This is a genomic window from Clostridium sp. AF19-22AC (assembly GCF_003479085.1).
GTDB classification, from domain to species: Bacteria; Bacillota; Clostridia; order Lachnospirales; family Lachnospiraceae; genus Faecalicatena_A; species Faecalicatena_A orotica.
Genome location: NZ_QUGN01000038.1, coordinates 1 through 16182, shown reverse-complemented (window position 1 = coordinate 16182; position 16182 = coordinate 1). Strand labels below are relative to the sequence as shown.

Here is a 16182-nt window from a genome sequence, read left to right as displayed (position 1 = left end):
CTTTATTATTTTTCAGCGTTCTTCTGAGCCGCACCTAATGTATATTTTGTCACCACCTGGCCATCCAGCAGATGCATCCTCAGGACTTCCATCGCTTTTTCAGGAGTCATCTTCACATATGTTACTTTCTCCTTGCCGGGTTCGAGTACCTCAACGATCGGCTCATACTGGCACAGCCCGATGCACCCGGTCTGTGTAACACTGATATTCGTAAGTCCCTGCTCCTGGACAGCATCTGAAAGTGCTGTAAGTACAGGTCTTGCACCGCTTGCGATCCCACATGTTGCCATTCCAACGACAACCCTGATCTGGTCCTCACTCTCTCCGCGGATGCCGACTTTACCCTGCATCTTTTCTCTGATTGCACGTAATTCTTCAAGAGATTTCATAAATTTCCTCCTAATATTATATATCCGCTCCCTGGTCCGCCTCTGCCTTATTGGACTCCAGAAATTCCTTAATAAATCTGGAAACCTCCAGGTCCTGGAAGGATATCTCCCCACCCAGTATCTCCTTAAGCTCCTGAGTGTCCAGAACAAATTCGTTCTCATTATACCTGTAAGTATAGATAAAACGGATCTGCTCATTAAAGACTACCAGCGTATGTATTGTGGAACTAATGTCCCCGAGCGGCATTCTGTCAATATGTGATAATTGAAAAACTGCTTTTACAACTGTCCCTTTACCCAGTTCTGACATAATGGAAAAGCTTCCTCCTGCACTTTCTGCAGCCTGTTTGAAAAAAGGCACTCCCAAACCTACTCTTCTCGTAGTCCTAGTCGTGTAAAATGGGTCCTGCACCTTTTCTGTCTGCTCTCGTGACATTCCGCATCCGTCATCTTGAATGGTGACGGTCAGAGTATCTTCTTCTGTCTGTACAAAAACCCTTATTTCAATAAGTGATGCTCCTGCACGCACAGAATTCTCTGCTACATCCAATATGTTCAGTGATATTTCCGGCATCATAGGCTTATTCGTATTTTGCTAAAATGTCATCAATATCATCCACGGTAAGGCGTCCGTATACTTCGCCATTGATCATCATAACCGGCGCCAGTCCGCATGCACCTACACAGCGGCATGCGTCTAATGAAAACTTCCCGTCAGGTGTACATTCCCCGCCGACAATCCCAAGTTTTTCCATCAGTGCATTATAAATGTCACCCGACCCTTTAACATAGCAGGCGGTTCCAAGACAGACGGAAATCTGATATTTTCCCTTGGGACTTAATGTGAACTGTGAATAGAATGTAGCTACCCCATAAATCTTTTCCAGAGGAATCCCTGTTTCATTAGAAATGATTGTCTGTACCTCTATGGGAAGGTATCCGTAGATATCCTGAGCCTTCTGAAGAATCGGCATCAAAGCACCTTTTTCATCTTTCAGCTCAGAAATCACTTTCAATAATGATTCTTCTTGTTCCTTAGTTCCTGAGAACGGAACGGTCTCTTTCTTTGCGAGCATCGCTTAACCTCCATTTCTTTTTTGGACTATATTTAGGTTCATCATATCATAATATATTACAAAATTCCAGCACTATTTCTTCATCTTTTTGTCGTTTCTGCTGATAGCAATTCTCATTTAGTTTCTGTATATTGTTAAATTATTTTCATTCTTTTCCGCTTTTTACGCCATTTCATATGCATTTGGCACAAGGTCTGACATTGCATTTTGCAGGCACAAATGCTATACTGAATTCACAACTGATATGTCATTCCGGATTCATAACCGGCCCCGGAAGACAAAAGGAAACAAACAGAATGTAGATTGGATTGGAGGACTTATGACAATAAAGGAAATGCAAAAACTGCTGGATGCCGAACTTTTGTTTGGCGATGAGCTGCTGGATCTGGATGCCAGATTTGTTTTTTCATCCGATATGATGAGCGACGTCCTTGCCTTTGCGGAAGAATGTTCTGTCCTCATTACCGGATTATGCAATCCGCAGGTCGTCAGAACTGCCGAGATGCTGGATATCGCCTGTATTATTTTCGTGCGCGGCAAGATGCCTGATGCGAACATCATTGCACTCGCACAGGGAAAAGGTATGGCTATACTTGCAACCAAACATTATATGTTCACCACATGTGGAATATTATATGAACATGGACTGCGGGGAGGTGCTTAAATGAGTGAACATCTGACATTTACATACGAAATACCCGGAGATGATTTTACGCGCGCCGGTGAAGCCAGCAGCGCGATCAAGAATAAACTGAAGATGCTTGGAGTAGATAACGCCGCGATACGGAAGGTTGCAATCGCAATGTACGAAGGTGAGATTAACATGGTCATCCATGCTGACGGCGGTGAACTCACTGTTACGATTTCGGATACCGAGATCGTCATGGTCCTCGCCGACAAAGGCCCCGGCATCCCGGATATCTCAAAGGCGATGCAGGAAGGATACTCCACCGCACCTGAAGAAGTCCGTTCCCTTGGTTTTGGAGCCGGTATGGGACTCCCGAATATGAAGAAGTATTCGGATGATTTCCAGATTGAGTCCGAAGTCGGAGTCGGAACAACCGTAACGATGAAAGTATTTATCTAATTATTTACTATTGAAAGGAGCCGATATGGATAAGTTCATTCGTTCTGTTCGTCTGAACGAAGATGCCTGCCAGGGCTGTATCAACTGTATCAAGTACTGCCCCACCCAGGCGATCCGCGTACATAATGGAAAAGCCCACATCATTGACAAGTTCTGCATTGACTGCGGCCGCTGCATCCGCTACTGCCCGCATCATGCTAAAATACCGAATTATGATTCACTCAATGTACTGAACAATTATAAGTATACAGTCGCGCTTCCGGCGCCTTCTCTTTATGCCCAGTATAATAACCTGACGAACGTGGATATCGTACTGAATGCCCTTCTGAAGCTGGGTTTTGATGACGTATTCGAGGTCAGCGCGGCCGCAGAGCTGGTATCCGAAGCCTCAAGGGAATATATGAAGGCCCACGCAGATGAAGGACCGTTCATCAGTTCAGCCTGTCCTTCCGTCGTCAGGCTGATTCGTGTGAAGTTCCCGGCCCTTTTGTCCAAACTTCTGCCAATCAAGCCCCCCGTCGAGGTTGCCGCAGAGATAGCCCGGGCACGGGCCATAGAACGGACCGGACTTCCATCAGAGGATATCGGCATTATTTTCATATCCCCCTGCCCGTCCAAGGTTTCCTATGCAAAGGCCCCCCTCGGGATAGAAAAGAGTAACATAGATAATGTAGTAGCAATCAAGGATGTTTATCCGCTCCTGCTGCCCCACATGAGCCGGGATGAAAGCCAGTTAAAGCCTCTCTCCAGTTCGGGGAGAATCGGGCTCGGCTGGGGTAATGCAGGCGGTGAGGTCGGTGGTCTTTTGATCGACAGCTATCTGGCCGCCGACGGGATTGTCAATATACTCCGCGTCCTCGAAGAGATTGAGGATGAAAAGATCCACGGCCTGAAGTTCATAGAACTCAACGCCTGCAACGGCGGCTGTGTGGGAGGCACCCTGACTGTAGAGAATGCCTATGTTGCAACGACAAAGACGAAAAGACTGCTGCGTTACCAGCCTGTCTCCAAGAGCCATCTGAATACATACCCCGAGATTGATAATATCTATTGGGATGATGACGTGGAATACGAACCGGTATTCCGTCTGGGCAATACCTTTAAAGAAAGCCTTGAGATGATGAGTACGGTGGAGGAACTGACGAAAAAGTTCCCGGGACTTGACTGCGGCTCCTGTGGGGCCCCTACATGCCAGACCCTGGCGGAGGATATCGTGAGAGGTGTTGCAACAAGCAACGACTGTATCTATGTTCTGCGTGAACACATTTCCAGTCTTTCAAAGGAAATTGACTTTCTCTCCAAAGCTTCCAGCCAGTCCTGCGGCTTTGAAGATGAAAGCACGAAGCTCCTCCACGAATATATCCACAAACTGACGACAGAACTGGATGCATTTGGCGTACCGGAACAGAAAGCTTCAGATGAGGATCCGTCATGACCTGCCGTTAATCATATTTTTTATTCTGAAAGGAGAAATCATACATGAAACTTCAGTCAGTTTTAGATTTACCGGACTTAAGCGTACTTGTAAAAGGGAATCCTGACCGGGAAGTCAGTAAAGTATTCTGCTGCGACCTGCTGAGCATTGCAATGGGCAAGGCTCCCGCAGACGGCGTATGGGTTACTGTCATGGGGAATAAGAACACCCTCGCCGTTGCCACGCTGACCGATACTGCCTGTATCATACTGGCAGAGGGCGTTGCTCTGGATGAGGGGACTCTCGCACAGGCAGAAGCGGAAGGGATTGCCGTTCTGGCAACAGACCTTCCTGTCTTCGATATGGCTCTGGAAGTCTATGAAGCGGGACTTGCATGATTCCGCTATATTATGATCTTCATCTCCATTCCTGTCTTTCCCCATGCGGAGATGACGACATGACACCTGCCAATATTGTAGGTATGGCATCCATCAAGGGGCTTGATGTCATTGCACTGACCGACCATAACAGCTGCCTCAACTGTCCCGCTGCCATGATTCACGGACAGAATTACGGTGTTACTGTAATACCGGGAATGGAACTGTGTACCGCAGAAGAGGTCCATGTGATCTGTCTGTTTTCAGAATTGGACAATGCACTTGCATTTGACTCCTATGTTTATGAACACTTGATGCCAATAAAGAACAAAGAAGAGATTTTCGGAAAACAGCAGATCATGAACGAGGACGATGAAGTGACCGGAACAGTCGGTAACCTGCTCATCAATGCCACGGATATCCCATTTGACGAAGTAGTCAGCCTGACAGCAGAGTACGGTGGAATCGCTTATCCGGCCCATATTGACAAGACGTCTACCAGTCTTCTGTCTAACTTAGGTTTTGTTCCACCTGACAGTGCATTTACCTGTGCCGAGGTTCATGATTTGAAGAATCTGCACAAGATACAGAAAGATCATCCCTATTTTTTGAACTGCAATATCATAAGCAGCTCTGACGCGCATTATCTGGAGGATATCCGGGAACCCCAGTATCAGATCTTCTCTGAGTCAAAGGGACTGAAAGATATCTTAACCGCAATTAATAATAAACTCTAAAAAAGGGGATGCCGCTTAAGCATTCCCCTTTTCTTACTCTATTTTCCGGAATCACTCCTTAAACCGGTATCCAACTCCCACTTCTGTCACAATGAACCGTGGCTCCGCCGGGTTTTTCTCAATCTTCCTTCTCAGCGTAGCCATAAACACCCTGAGTGTCCCTGCCTCGGCGCCTTTTGCATACCCCCATATCTCTTTCAGTATATAGTTATGGGTCAGCACTTTGCCCCTGTTCGCAATCAGCAGAACCAATATCTTATATTCAATCGGTGTCAGGTGGATCTCCTCTTCATCAATCATCACACTCCGCTTTGCATAGTCCACAGTCAGGTAATCCTGCCGGAATACTTCCTCTGTATTCTCTAAGGCCATACTCTCCATTTTTCTCATAGCAACACGTATCCGGGCCATCAGTTCTCCCATATAAAACGGCTTTGTCACGTAATCATCCGCGCCCGCATCGAGCGCCTGTATCTTTTCCTGCTCTTCCTGTCTGGCAGACACGACAATGATCGGCGTATTGGACAGTTCCCTGACATTCTTAACAACTTCTAGCCCGTCCCCGTCAGGCAGGCCCAGATCAAGCAGGATCATATCCGGCTGGTTTGCATAGAACAGGCTGATCGCCTCCTTAACAGATTTTGCCACAAAATATCCGTATTCCTCATCTTTCAGAGTCATGCTCATAAAGTTTACAATATATTTATCGTCTTCAACGATCAGAATCGTTTTCTTTTCTTTCATCACTACCACCTGTTATCCATTATGTCATAAGGCCATCTTCTCCAGCCGCCGGAGTGTATGGCACGGTCTGAACAGTAACATTTAATCTGCAAGCCCGGCTTTCAGCCAGAAGGTGAATCTTGCGCCGCCTTCGGCCCGGTTTTCAGCCCAGATTTCACCGTCGTGGGCCTTCACGACTTCCCTGCAGATTGCAAGTCCCAGTCCAATCCCCCGCTTCTGGTCAGTACTCTTATCTGACAGGGAGACAAATTCGTCAAATATCTTCTCTGTCATCCCTTCCTTTATCCCGTCGCCGTCATCCTCCACCACAAAATAAACGCGGCTGCTGCGGTAAAACACATTGAGTCCGATATATCCAGCATCCTCCGTATGCTTCATGGCATTATCCAGAAGATTCACGAGAACCTGTATAATCATTTTATTGTCCATATCGGCAACGACCACCCTGTCCGGCAGTGTGATACGGAAATTACGCCGTTTCTTCAGGCCGATCACATGCTTCTCAGCCTCATATACAATATCATCCACCACTTCCGTACGTTTTTCAATAAACTGCTGCCCGCTCTCGATCTTTGTCATGCTCAGAATATTTTCCATCATCTTCATCAGCCACATCGCCTGTTCCATAACATCCCTGACCAGCCCGTCCTTTGCATCCTGATCCATAGAGTGGTTCTCCAGAATCAGGCTGCAGTCACCCATGATTCCTGTAAGCGGTGTCCTGAAGTCGTGAGAAATGCTCCTGAGCATGCCGCTTTTCATGTGCTCCCGTTCCACTTCCACCTTGGTCTGTTCCTGTTCTGCATAGATCAGTTCCCTGTCCAGCGCGATACCAATCTGATTGGCCGCCGTCTTCACAAGCATTTCTGCCTCCGCCGCCAGTCCCTGATTGTGATTAAATACTTTTAATGTTCCCAGCTGCCTTACCATACCTATGATCGGAAACATCAGGTAATCCTTAGAGATATACTCTTTGGCCGCCCCGGCCCCGATTGTCTCCCCTTCCAGTTCAACAATGCAATCGTATCCGGTATGCTCATAGATATACCGGATCCCCAGCTGTATGATATTCTCCTTGCCTGTCACATTGATAAACTTTTCTGACATTTCATAAAGCCTGAGTGCCGTCTCCTCACTGTTCTGTGCGATCAGCAGCTGCTTCTGAAACCGTACGGTCAGGCTGGAAGAGATACAGGCCGCCAATAGGAAAAAGCCCATCAGTGCCACATCATTCGGGTTCATGATGGCAAATGTATGCACGGGAACGGTAAAAAAGTAATTAAACATCATGACACTGACGATGGCCCCTATGATCCCATATTCATATCCCCGTGTGAAAACACTGATCAGGAGCACACCGACCATGAATACCATCAGACAGTTTTCTTTCGCAACTCCTGCCCTGTTCAGGATCAGGCAGAACATGCTGGCAGAAAGCACAATGAGTATTGTCCTCAAAGCATAATTCACTCTTCTGTTCTTTGCAATGCTCTTTATAACCCCTGCTGCACTCTTCATATGCTGTGTGCTCTCCTTTCCACCTGCCTGTATTTATTTTTATCATAACACCTTAATGGATGTTTGCCAATATCCGGTCAATGTCCTTTTTCAGTCCAACGACCATCAGATGGTCTTCTGCAGTAAGAAGCCTGTCTGCCTGCGGCAAGAGCTGCAGATGCCCGTTTGTCTTAATTCCAAGAATACTTACATGATATTTAGACCGTATTGCAAGCTGGCGGATACTCTTTCCGATCCATTCCTTCATCGGTGGTATTTCAAAAATGGAATACCCCTCGGTCAGTTCAATATAGTCAAACACATGGTTTGCGCTATGCCTGACAGCCAGACGTTCCGCGATATCCCGGTCCGGGTAGATGACCTCATCCGCACCGTTTCTTAAAAGGAATTTTGCGTGGATGTCTCTGTTTGCCTTGCTCACAACATAGTTCGCCCCCATTTCCTTAATGAGGCTTGTAATCTCCAGACTGCTCTGGAAATTGGAGCCGATGCATACAAAGCAAATATCAAAGTTCCCTATACCGAGACTTTTCAGCACATCTTCATTTGTACAGTCTCCCACCTTCGCCATCGTGGCATACGGAAGCAGGTCCTGCATACACTCCTCGTCCTTGTCAACAATCATAACCTCATTTCCCAGCTGTGACATATTAATACATAGATGGTGTCCCAGTCTGCCAAGGCCTATAATTAATACTGATTTCATATTCTAACTCCTCCAATCAACCTATCATAATCTGTTCCACAGGCAATTTCACCGGCGGTTCTACCTTATGCCCGCGCAGGGAGAGGGCGAATGTCATACTGCCGATTCTTCCGCAATACATAAGGAATATCAGTACAATCTTCGAAATAGTTTCCATATCTCTTGTAATCCCTGTTGACATCCCCACCGTCCCGATTGCGGAAATCACTTCAAACGCTGCATCAGTAACTGCAACCGGCTGCACCGTAACGATTACGAGCACTGCCAGGATTACGGAAAATAAATTAATACATAAAACTGCACTGGCCTTTCTGATAGACCCCTCATCCAGCCTTCTCCCGAAAATCTTACAATGCATCTCTTTCCTCAGATTAGCGTGGACATAAATCAGAAGTACCACGAATGTTGTTGTCTTAATCCCTCCCGCCGTAGATCCCGGGCTCCCTCCTATAAACATGAGAATGGAGGTCAGAATCTTGCTGCTGTCAGTCAGCGCTGCCGTATCCACGGTATTAAATCCGGCGGTCCTTGCAGTCACGGAGCCAAACAGAGAACATAGTATTTTATCATCAAAGGGCATTCCTGCAATCGTGTTATTCCGTTCAAAGAAAAAGAGAAGTGCTGCCCCTCCAAAAATAAGTATAAACGTAGATATTAATACAATTTTCGTATGAAGGCTGTATCTCCTAAAGGACACTTTATATATGGAAATATCATTCCACACAAAGAAACCTATCCCCCCTATCACAATCAGGCCCATAATGACGAGATTCACGACCCAGTCATTATAATATGGTGTAAAAGAGGAATAAGCCCCGTGTCCGCCCATCAGGTCAAAACCGGCATTGCAAAAGGCCGAGATTGCATGAAAAATGCCAAAATATACTGCTTTTCCCAGACTCATTGTCTCACAGAAACGAATCGCAAGTATCAGCGCCCCGAGACCTTCGAAGAAAACTGTACCAATAATGATTTTCTTAGCCAGTCTGACGATGCCGCCGACCTGCATAATATTCACACTCTCCTGAAGCGTCCCTCTGGTCCACAGGCCTATCTTTCTCCTGAGTAAGATGGCAAAGCAGACGCCTATCGTCATGAATCCAAGTCCCCCAAGTTGGATGATCACCAGTATCACGCTTTGTCCAAATAGGGACCAGTACTGGAATGTGTCCGCAATCACAAGGCCTGTTACACATGCTGCAGAAGTTGAAGTGAACAGTGCATCCACGGCCGGAGTCGCCACACCGTCCCTTGTGGAGACCGGGAGCATCAAAAGCCCTGCTCCAATGAATATAATAAGACAGTACCCCAATACAATCATCTGTGTCTGCGTTAAGCGTTTTGTAAAAAGTTTCATGCCGCACCGACCTCGTTTTCCATAATCAGCAATTCCAGCCGCTGCAGCAGTTCTTCTTTTTCTGTAAATATCTGGACGTGTGACTGACGGTACAGCCTCATATTCATTTTCTCATTGCACAGGCTGAAAATCTGCGCCCCCGGATACATTTTCCGGAATAAATTGCAGGCTGAAAGGTTATCAATATCGGAGTCTGATACCGCTGCCAGATACTCTACATGCTGCCATGCCCTGTCAATATAGACAGATTCCAGAAATACCGGCTCAATACCGGCCTTCTCAAACCAGGATGCAACCTGCTCCATTTCCTTGCTTTTTCCAAAGATCACTGCGTATTGTTTCTTCTTTGCCTTCTTCTGAAGCTCTTTCTCATCATCGATAAAGCGGTCAATCCCTTTCATCAGATAAAGGCCATACAGAGCTCCGGCTGTTACTATAATCCCTAAAATTAAATTCGTTAACATATTCATCACCTTCTTTTCTTATTATTATCATAATCTTTTTTGCATTAAGGCGGTGATAAAATTAGGCAGTGAAACATTAAGATTGTGTTTAGACCAGAATTATCCGTAAAACAGCCGAGTTTGCTTCTATTCGCAAATTGTCTTCAGGTCATCAGTTCCCAGTCTGCGGAATACCTCCAGTATCTTAACTTTTTTGTTTTCTTTCAGTGTACGATATGCGATTTGAAATGCCCCGTCAGATAAAGACCGGATGTGCATCTCTCCCTTCTTTATGTACACTATAATAAATTCCTGTTCTAATTCATAATTAATATCCATACTTTCGCTCCTTCCAATAGAATAAAAAAAGCAACTGGATAATTTTTCCAATTGCTAAGGTCAATAATTTTCTGTTGTTGACTGACGTTTTTTCGGGGTGTTTTTCATATAATCCCTCCTTTTCCGGTATTGTTTTTACTGCTGGATTTCCTGAGAATATTAATATTATTCTATCATATCGGGGATTAGAAATACAACTAAATAACAGGCATTGCCAGATGTCTTATTCCCAGAAATATCATCGGCAATGCCTGTTATTATGCTTACGTTCAAAGATACACTGTATACTTGGCGCCAGATAAATTATTTAACAAACAGCGGAACAATCTCACCTGCTTTTACATCGATTAATCCTCTGTCTGTCAGTTTCAGCGCCGGGCTCACCGGAAGTCCCAGTGTTCCAAATGACATGATCGGATTCAGGTGTTTATACCCGAGACTGTTCATTTTACCCCGGATTTTCTTTACGGCCCTTCCAATGTTTTCCACAGAACCTTCATTTAGAATCCCACAGACCGGAAGTGCCAGTTCTGCCAGAATTTCTCCTTCATTAACAACAAGGAAACCTCCCTGAAGCTTTTCAAGCCTTTGAACTGCCAGTAACATATCCTCTGGTTTATGCCCTGCAACGAGAAGATTATGATGATCATGGCAGTAAGTTGTTGCAACTGTCCCTGCCCTGCAGCAGTCTCCGGTCAGGAAACCATAACCGATATTTCCATTCTTCCCATAGCGTTCAATGACCATTGCCAGCATACAGCCGCTCTCCTGCCAGTGAAGATATCCGTCTTTGACAGGCATTTCAATCTGTACTTCCTTTGTCTGTGTGCATGATTCCTGAACACAGATGGCACGCACAAGCGCTTTCTTACCATTTGCCGGAATTTGAAATTTATTTTTCGTAATCTCTGGCAGGCAGACACTGTGATAAAAGTCCTCAGGAAATTCATAAGAACTTTTCGGTTCCTCCGCAGAATTCCTGTGATAGATCTCTACTCCACATTTATAGACAAGAGATGGCTCCATCACCTCCAGATTTTCAAGCAGCTGGAAATCTGCAAGTTTTCCGGGTGCAATACTCCCCCTGTCATAAAACTGCATTCTTCTGGCAGGGGTAAATGTAGCGCAATAAATGGCCTGTTCCACGGGAAATCCCATGCGAACGGCCTGTTCTGCGACCTTATTCAGATGCCCTTTTTCATAGAGTGCATCGGCCATCGTGTCATCGGTCACAAAACTCACATGCTCATAGAGGTTATTAGAAACAATGTAATCCAGAATTTCAGGCTTGAGCATTTTCTCCTGAATCTCGAAGAACATTCCATTTTCAATCCGCTGTCTGACTTCTTCCAGAGTGTGTTCTGTGTGGTCTCCGTCAATTCCCAGATATAAAAATTTCGCAAGTTCAAGACCGGTCAGCGAAGGACAGTGCCCTTCGACCACATATCCCGGCTTTTCTTCCCTGAGGTATTCAAGAAATTTCGTAATCTCCAGTTGGTTGCCCTCTTCTATTATTTTGCGGTAATTCATGATCTCACCGACACAGACTACGTCCTTTTCTTTCAACAGACATTTCATTGCCTCGCAGTCTATGACGCCGCCTGTCGTCTCAAGTCTGGAGCTTGTAGACGGTACACTGCTTGGAATACCATAATAGATATCAATCGGCGCCTCCTCTGCGGCACAGATCATCTCGTGTACCCCGCGGATTCCACGTACATTTGCCATCTCATGGGGTTCCGACACGATTGTCGTTACGCCGCAGGAAGCCATATATCTGCCAAACGGCCCCGGAGTCATCATTGAGCTTTCGATATGCATATGAATATCAATCATTCCGGGGATCATGTATTTCCCCTTCGCATCAATCTCTTTTACTGCTTCAAACTCTACAGACTTTTCACGGTCGATATAGAAAAACTTTCCTTCCTTTACAGAGACATCCGCCTCAAAAAATTCCTTCCGGTATGAATTGTATACCTTTGCATTTCGAATCCAAAGATCTGCCTTTTCCATTATCAGCCTCCATTAAACAATTGTAAAAAAGTAAAGTGCACAGACGGCAACAAGAATATACATCACCGGTGAAATCTCTTTGATTTTGCCTGCTGCGATTTTCATAATCAAGTATGCAGGAAGCGCCACACAGATTCCGTTTGCGATGTTGTTTGCAAAAATCGTAAATGTCACACAGATAAATGCCGGAATATATTCTGTGATATCATTGTAGTTTACATTTTTCATACCGCTTAACATATTGATTCCGATAAAAATCAATACCGGTGCCGTCGCTGCGGAAGGGATCACCAGTGCAAGCGGTGCGAAAAATAATGCAAGCAGGAAGCATATACTCGTAAATACCGCAGTAAGGCCTGTCTTTCCGCCAGCCTCTACTCCTGCGGAAGACTCAAGGTAGGTCGTCATGCTTGGCATCCCGAACAGTGCACCAAAGCTTGTAGAAACTGCATCTACTTTAAAACATTTGTCAATCCCGGGAAGATTTCCATTCTCATCCAGATACCCTGCTTTGGCACCGACTCCCAGCACAGTACCAAAGGTTGAGAAGAAATCAGGCACAAACAGTGCGATCAAAAATGGAATGTATGCAAAATTTAATGCTCCAATGAAATCTACCTTTAAAAACTGCGGTACGATATTAGCCGGCATGGAGAAAATCTGCTCCGGCATTTTTGTCACACCAAATGGAATTCCCGCCAGTGTTGTCAAAAGAATGGTAAGAATCATTCCACCCGGAACATTCATAACCTTCATGATAAGTAATATCACGAAACCAATCACGGTCACTATAACTGCAGGTGATTTCAGATCACCAAATCCAAGTGTATTCTTTGCCTCATTTGCTATAATAAGCCCGCTGCTCTTTGCCCCCAGAAGTGCAATAAATAAACCGATTCCGGCACTGACTGCATGCTTCAGACTGACTGGAATTACTTTTACAACCGCTTCCCGAAGTCCGAGAAAAGAAATCAGTATAAATAATACACCGCTCCAGAAGATAACTCCTGATGCGATCTCAGCCGGGATTCCTTCATTACTGATCATCGAAGCTACGATTCCGACGCTTCCAAGCCCCGGTGCCAGAACGAATGGGCGGTTTGTATATAACGCCATCGCACAGCTTGTCAGAACAATCAGCAGAACCATGACAGTCAGCATCACATGTTTATCTGCCCCGGCACCTCCAAGGATGTTCGGCACCGTCGCCAGAACATATGCCATCGTGACAAATGTAGTAATACCTGCCAGAAGTTCTGTCTTTACATTTGTATGGAACTTAGAAAACTCAAATTGTTTTTCCACCCACTGTTTCATAAGTACTCTCCTTCATATCTTGTATTTTCTTAACATATATTGTATGCTGAAAATAAACCAGTTGTCCAATTCATATTTTCCATAAAAACTATTCCCATATGGCATAGTAAGTTTGAAAGGAGCATGCTCATGAATTTTCAGGATCTTCAATACCTCCTCTGTATCGCCAAGCACCAGAATCTGACGAAGGCCGCGCAGGAACTATATATCTCGCAGCCGACCTTAAGTAAATCTCTCCGGAAACAGGAGCAGGAACTGGGAGGGAAGCTTTTTTCCCGGAGTAATAACTGTTATATTCCCACCTATCTTGGGCGCTGCTGCCTTGACTATGCCAAGAGGGCTGTAGCGCTTAAGCAGGACTGGGAAAAAGAACTGCTGGACCTCCATTCCTGCAGTGAAGGTGAACTGAATATTGCCTTCCCGCTGATGCGCAGCTCCTGCATGATTCCCAGAATACTCCCGGTTTTCCACAAAGAATATCCCGGTATACATGTGAATCTGTTTGAAGAGACCCATGCCATTCAGGAGCGCCTTCTGACAGACGACCGGCTGGACTTTGCTGTCTTTACAGAATCAAGCCCTCACCCAAAGCTTTCCTATGAACTCCTTCTAAAAGAAGAGGTACTGCTCTGCCTTCCTCCCGGCCATCCCTTTGCCTCAATGGGGCACCTGCATCCCGGAAGAAAATATCCTTCCTTTGACCTGTCACTGATGGCAGAAGAACCATTCATACTGCACTATCCGGAACAGAATACCGGACAGATTGCCCGGAACTTATTCAAAGAATATCAAATTAACCCGCCCGTTTCCCTGCTCACGCGAAGCACACAGACCTGTGCCCTGCTCTCTCAGGAAGGTCTTGGCTCCTGTTTTCTTCCGGAAACTTATGTAAAAAATATGATCTTCCGGCAGCCGCCTGTCTGTTTTTCTATCGGTGAAAACGGAATATTTACTACACTCATGATTGCTTACCGGAAAAATGCATATCTTGCTTCTTATGCAAAAGACTTTATCAGAATCGCACAGGAAACAGTACACATGTAGTTGGGGACGTAATCTTCTTCAATTATACTACGTCCCAAATTGAGTTTTGCCCTGTACCTTTTTGCAAATTTCCCTGTGTGCGGTTGGGGACGTAATCTTTTTGAAATATACTACGTCCCCAATTGATTAAAACTGAATTGTCAAATAAGGGGCTTTGTACTTTGCTCCCTTGATTTCGTTGTCCTGTAGTGTTACCGGCAGTGGGAATCGCCTTACTTCATTTTTGACAGCGAGCACAAGCTCTCTTCCGGACTGTTTTAATTCGAGTTCACCTTTGTCGGCAAATGGCAGCAGTATAGTAAGCTTTTTTTCTCCTTCAAGGAGACTGACTTTATATATCTCTTCCTTGAATAAAATCCTAAAAGGATCTTGATCGAGAAATAGCATTTCACCGGTTCTTTGGAGGTCTTCCAGGGAGCATATTTCACCTTTTTGTAGTTCGAGATAAAATTTAGGCACCTCAGAAAAACATTCTTTAATTTCCTGTAATCCTTCTTCCTGCATGTTAACCCATTTCTGAAAATATCCTTCCATCGCCTCTTTTGAATAAATCCTGTTAATAATGATTGCATCTACATTATAGTTAAATAAATGAAGACATGTAAAATTTCGCTTCGTCTCCTGTATTACGATTTTCTCAGGTGTTGTGACAATACGCATGCTTACAATATCATGGTTCAGCATCAGTTTTTGTAATCTCTCCATTTTATCCATCAAATATTCAATATCGTCGAATACAGACTCCTCGGGCATCGGTATTTTCATAATTTTTTCTACCGCCGGTCCCGCTACTTTTATACTTTTCCTTTTCATTGGAAGTATCTTTTCCAGCATATCAGAAAATTTTTCCGGATATTTTAATAAGGAAAGTGTCTCTCCGGTCGGTGCACAGTCTACAATAATGACATCATAAACTCCACTTTCAGCCATTTCCATAATTTTGAACATGGAAAATAATTCTTCAAGCCCCGGAAATACAAGCAGTTCTTCCACTTCGATTCCGCCCCTGCCTTTTATTGTCAGCATCTCGCGCATATAACTTTTAAGATTTCCCCAGCTTTTTTCACCTTCATAGATTGTATCAACCTCAAGCCCATATAGATTTTCCTGAATTTTTACAGGGTCCTTACCTAATCTGACATTCATTGAATCGCTGAGACTGTGCGCCTGATCGGTACTCATTACCAGTACCTTTTTCCCCTCCCGGGCAATCTTACAGGCAGTTGCCGCTGCTACTGTCGTTTTACCAACTCCGCCTTTCCCCGTATACAATATGATCCTCATTTTATTTCCTCCTGCTTTTCGTCAATTTACTCTATGATGACCTTTTGAACTTTCTTATCATGATCTGTATCCCCAAAGTGCTCACCCGGCTTTTCTTTTCCACCGGATTTTATAATGCCGCAAATGCACTCCGCTACCATTTCCTTTACCTCATTTTCAATCACATCAAAATGCGCGGATACTTTTGGCCCTATCAAAGACTGAACAGCCAGACGCTCATAATGATAAGCCTCATGGACCCTTTTCATCATTTCTTTGTTCATTTCATTCTCCCCTTTCTGATAAAATCATTATTAGGCGTTTGCGAAACGCCACAAGCCGCATGAATACGGCA

Annotated in this window: 19 protein-coding genes; 6 read left to right on the top strand and 13 right to left on the bottom strand. The window is 44.9% G+C overall.

What is annotated here, in order from left to right:
* Positions 1-5 precede the first annotated feature (5 nt).
* From DWX43_RS25675 to DWX43_RS25665, 3 genes are read right to left on the bottom strand one after another with little or no spacing between them, the layout of a single operon-like run.
* Complete coding sequence (locus tag DWX43_RS25675) at positions 6-389, bottom strand: (2Fe-2S) ferredoxin domain-containing protein (RefSeq protein ID WP_109733797.1); 384 nt, start codon at positions 387-389, stop codon at positions 6-8.
* A 16-nt stretch (positions 390-405) separates the two neighbouring features.
* On the bottom strand, positions 406-966 hold the full coding sequence (locus DWX43_RS25670; RefSeq protein WP_109733796.1) for an ATP-binding protein: 561 nt from the start codon (positions 964-966) through the stop codon (positions 406-408).
* Positions 967-970: 4 nt separating this feature from the next.
* Positions 971-1465, bottom strand: a complete 495-nt coding sequence (locus DWX43_RS25665) for an NAD(P)H-dependent oxidoreductase subunit E (protein WP_109733795.1) — start codon at positions 1463-1465, stop codon at positions 971-973.
* Positions 1466-1784: 319 nt separating this feature from the next.
* On the opposite strand from DWX43_RS25665, the gene DWX43_RS25660 reads away from it, so the two are divergent.
* From DWX43_RS25660 to DWX43_RS25640, 5 genes are read left to right on the top strand one after another with little or no spacing between them, the layout of a single operon-like run.
* Positions 1785-2129, top strand: a complete 345-nt coding sequence (locus tag DWX43_RS25660; RefSeq protein ID WP_109733848.1) for a DRTGG domain-containing protein — start codon at positions 1785-1787, stop codon at positions 2127-2129.
* Complete coding sequence (locus tag DWX43_RS25655) at positions 2130-2552, top strand: ATP-binding protein (RefSeq protein WP_109733794.1); 423 nt, start codon at positions 2130-2132, stop codon at positions 2550-2552.
* Positions 2553-2577: 25 nt separating this feature from the next.
* On the top strand, positions 2578-3987 hold the full coding sequence (locus tag DWX43_RS25650; RefSeq protein ID WP_109733793.1) for a [Fe-Fe] hydrogenase large subunit C-terminal domain-containing protein: 1410 nt from the start codon (positions 2578-2580) through the stop codon (positions 3985-3987).
* Between the two features lie 44 nt (positions 3988-4031).
* A complete protein-coding gene (locus DWX43_RS25645; RefSeq protein ID WP_109733792.1) occupies positions 4032-4364 on the top strand; it encodes a hypothetical protein in 333 nt (110 codons plus the stop codon).
* Positions 4361-5080: a PHP domain-containing protein gene (locus tag DWX43_RS25640; RefSeq protein WP_109733791.1), complete on the top strand. Its 720-nt coding sequence runs from the start codon at positions 4361-4363 to the stop codon at positions 5078-5080. Before DWX43_RS25645 ends, DWX43_RS25640 begins: the two co-directional genes overlap by 4 nt.
* Before the next feature lie 51 nt (positions 5081-5131).
* Here the strand turns inward: DWX43_RS25640 and DWX43_RS25635 are convergent, their stop codons facing one another.
* The 8 genes from DWX43_RS25635 to DWX43_RS25600 form a co-directional block, all read right to left on the bottom strand.
* Positions 5132-5824, bottom strand: coding sequence for a response regulator transcription factor (locus DWX43_RS25635; RefSeq protein ID WP_109733790.1), 693 nt, complete (start codon positions 5822-5824; stop codon positions 5132-5134).
* 81 nt (positions 5825-5905) lie between these two features.
* A complete protein-coding gene (locus DWX43_RS25630; RefSeq protein ID WP_118622794.1) occupies positions 5906-7342 on the bottom strand; it encodes an ATP-binding protein in 1437 nt (478 codons plus the stop codon).
* A gap of 52 nt (positions 7343-7394) precedes the next feature.
* Positions 7395-8048: a TrkA family potassium uptake protein gene (locus DWX43_RS25625; protein WP_109733788.1), complete on the bottom strand. Its 654-nt coding sequence runs from the start codon at positions 8046-8048 to the stop codon at positions 7395-7397.
* A 16-nt stretch (positions 8049-8064) separates the two neighbouring features.
* On the bottom strand, positions 8065-9405 hold the full coding sequence (locus DWX43_RS25620; protein WP_118622792.1) for a TrkH family potassium uptake protein: 1341 nt from the start codon (positions 9403-9405) through the stop codon (positions 8065-8067).
* A complete protein-coding gene (locus DWX43_RS25615) occupies positions 9402-9869 on the bottom strand; it encodes a hypothetical protein (protein WP_109733786.1) in 468 nt (155 codons plus the stop codon). Before DWX43_RS25615 ends, DWX43_RS25620 begins: the two co-directional genes overlap by 4 nt.
* A gap of 126 nt (positions 9870-9995) precedes the next feature.
* The gene (locus DWX43_RS25610) at positions 9996-10187 is read right to left on the bottom strand and encodes a hypothetical protein (protein WP_109733785.1); all 192 of its coding nucleotides are present in this window, start codon (positions 10185-10187) and stop codon (positions 9996-9998) included.
* A 303-nt stretch (positions 10188-10490) separates the two neighbouring features.
* The gene (locus DWX43_RS25605) at positions 10491-12203 is read right to left on the bottom strand and encodes an adenine deaminase C-terminal domain-containing protein (protein ID WP_118622790.1); all 1713 of its coding nucleotides are present in this window, start codon (positions 12201-12203) and stop codon (positions 10491-10493) included.
* A 12-nt stretch (positions 12204-12215) separates the two neighbouring features.
* Positions 12216-13520 carry an NCS2 family permease gene (locus DWX43_RS25600; RefSeq protein WP_109733783.1) on the bottom strand — a complete coding sequence of 435 codons (1305 nt, stop codon included), beginning with the start codon at positions 13518-13520 and terminating at the stop codon, positions 12216-12218.
* Positions 13521-13649: 129 nt separating this feature from the next.
* Here DWX43_RS25600 and DWX43_RS25595 point away from each other — a divergent pair, with 129 nt between their 5' ends.
* Positions 13650-14564, top strand: a complete 915-nt coding sequence (locus tag DWX43_RS25595; RefSeq protein WP_118622788.1) for a LysR family transcriptional regulator — start codon at positions 13650-13652, stop codon at positions 14562-14564.
* Positions 14565-14690: 126 nt separating this feature from the next.
* Here DWX43_RS25595 and DWX43_RS25590 read toward each other — a convergent pair whose 3' ends face one another.
* Together DWX43_RS25590 and DWX43_RS25585 are read right to left on the bottom strand one after the other, a co-directional pair.
* On the bottom strand, positions 14691-15848 hold the full coding sequence (locus DWX43_RS25590) for an ArsA family ATPase (protein WP_118622786.1): 1158 nt from the start codon (positions 15846-15848) through the stop codon (positions 14691-14693).
* Positions 15849-15874: 26 nt separating this feature from the next.
* A complete protein-coding gene (locus DWX43_RS25585; protein WP_109732175.1) occupies positions 15875-16111 on the bottom strand; it encodes a hypothetical protein in 237 nt (78 codons plus the stop codon).
* Between the last annotated feature and the right edge of the window lie 71 nt (positions 16112-16182).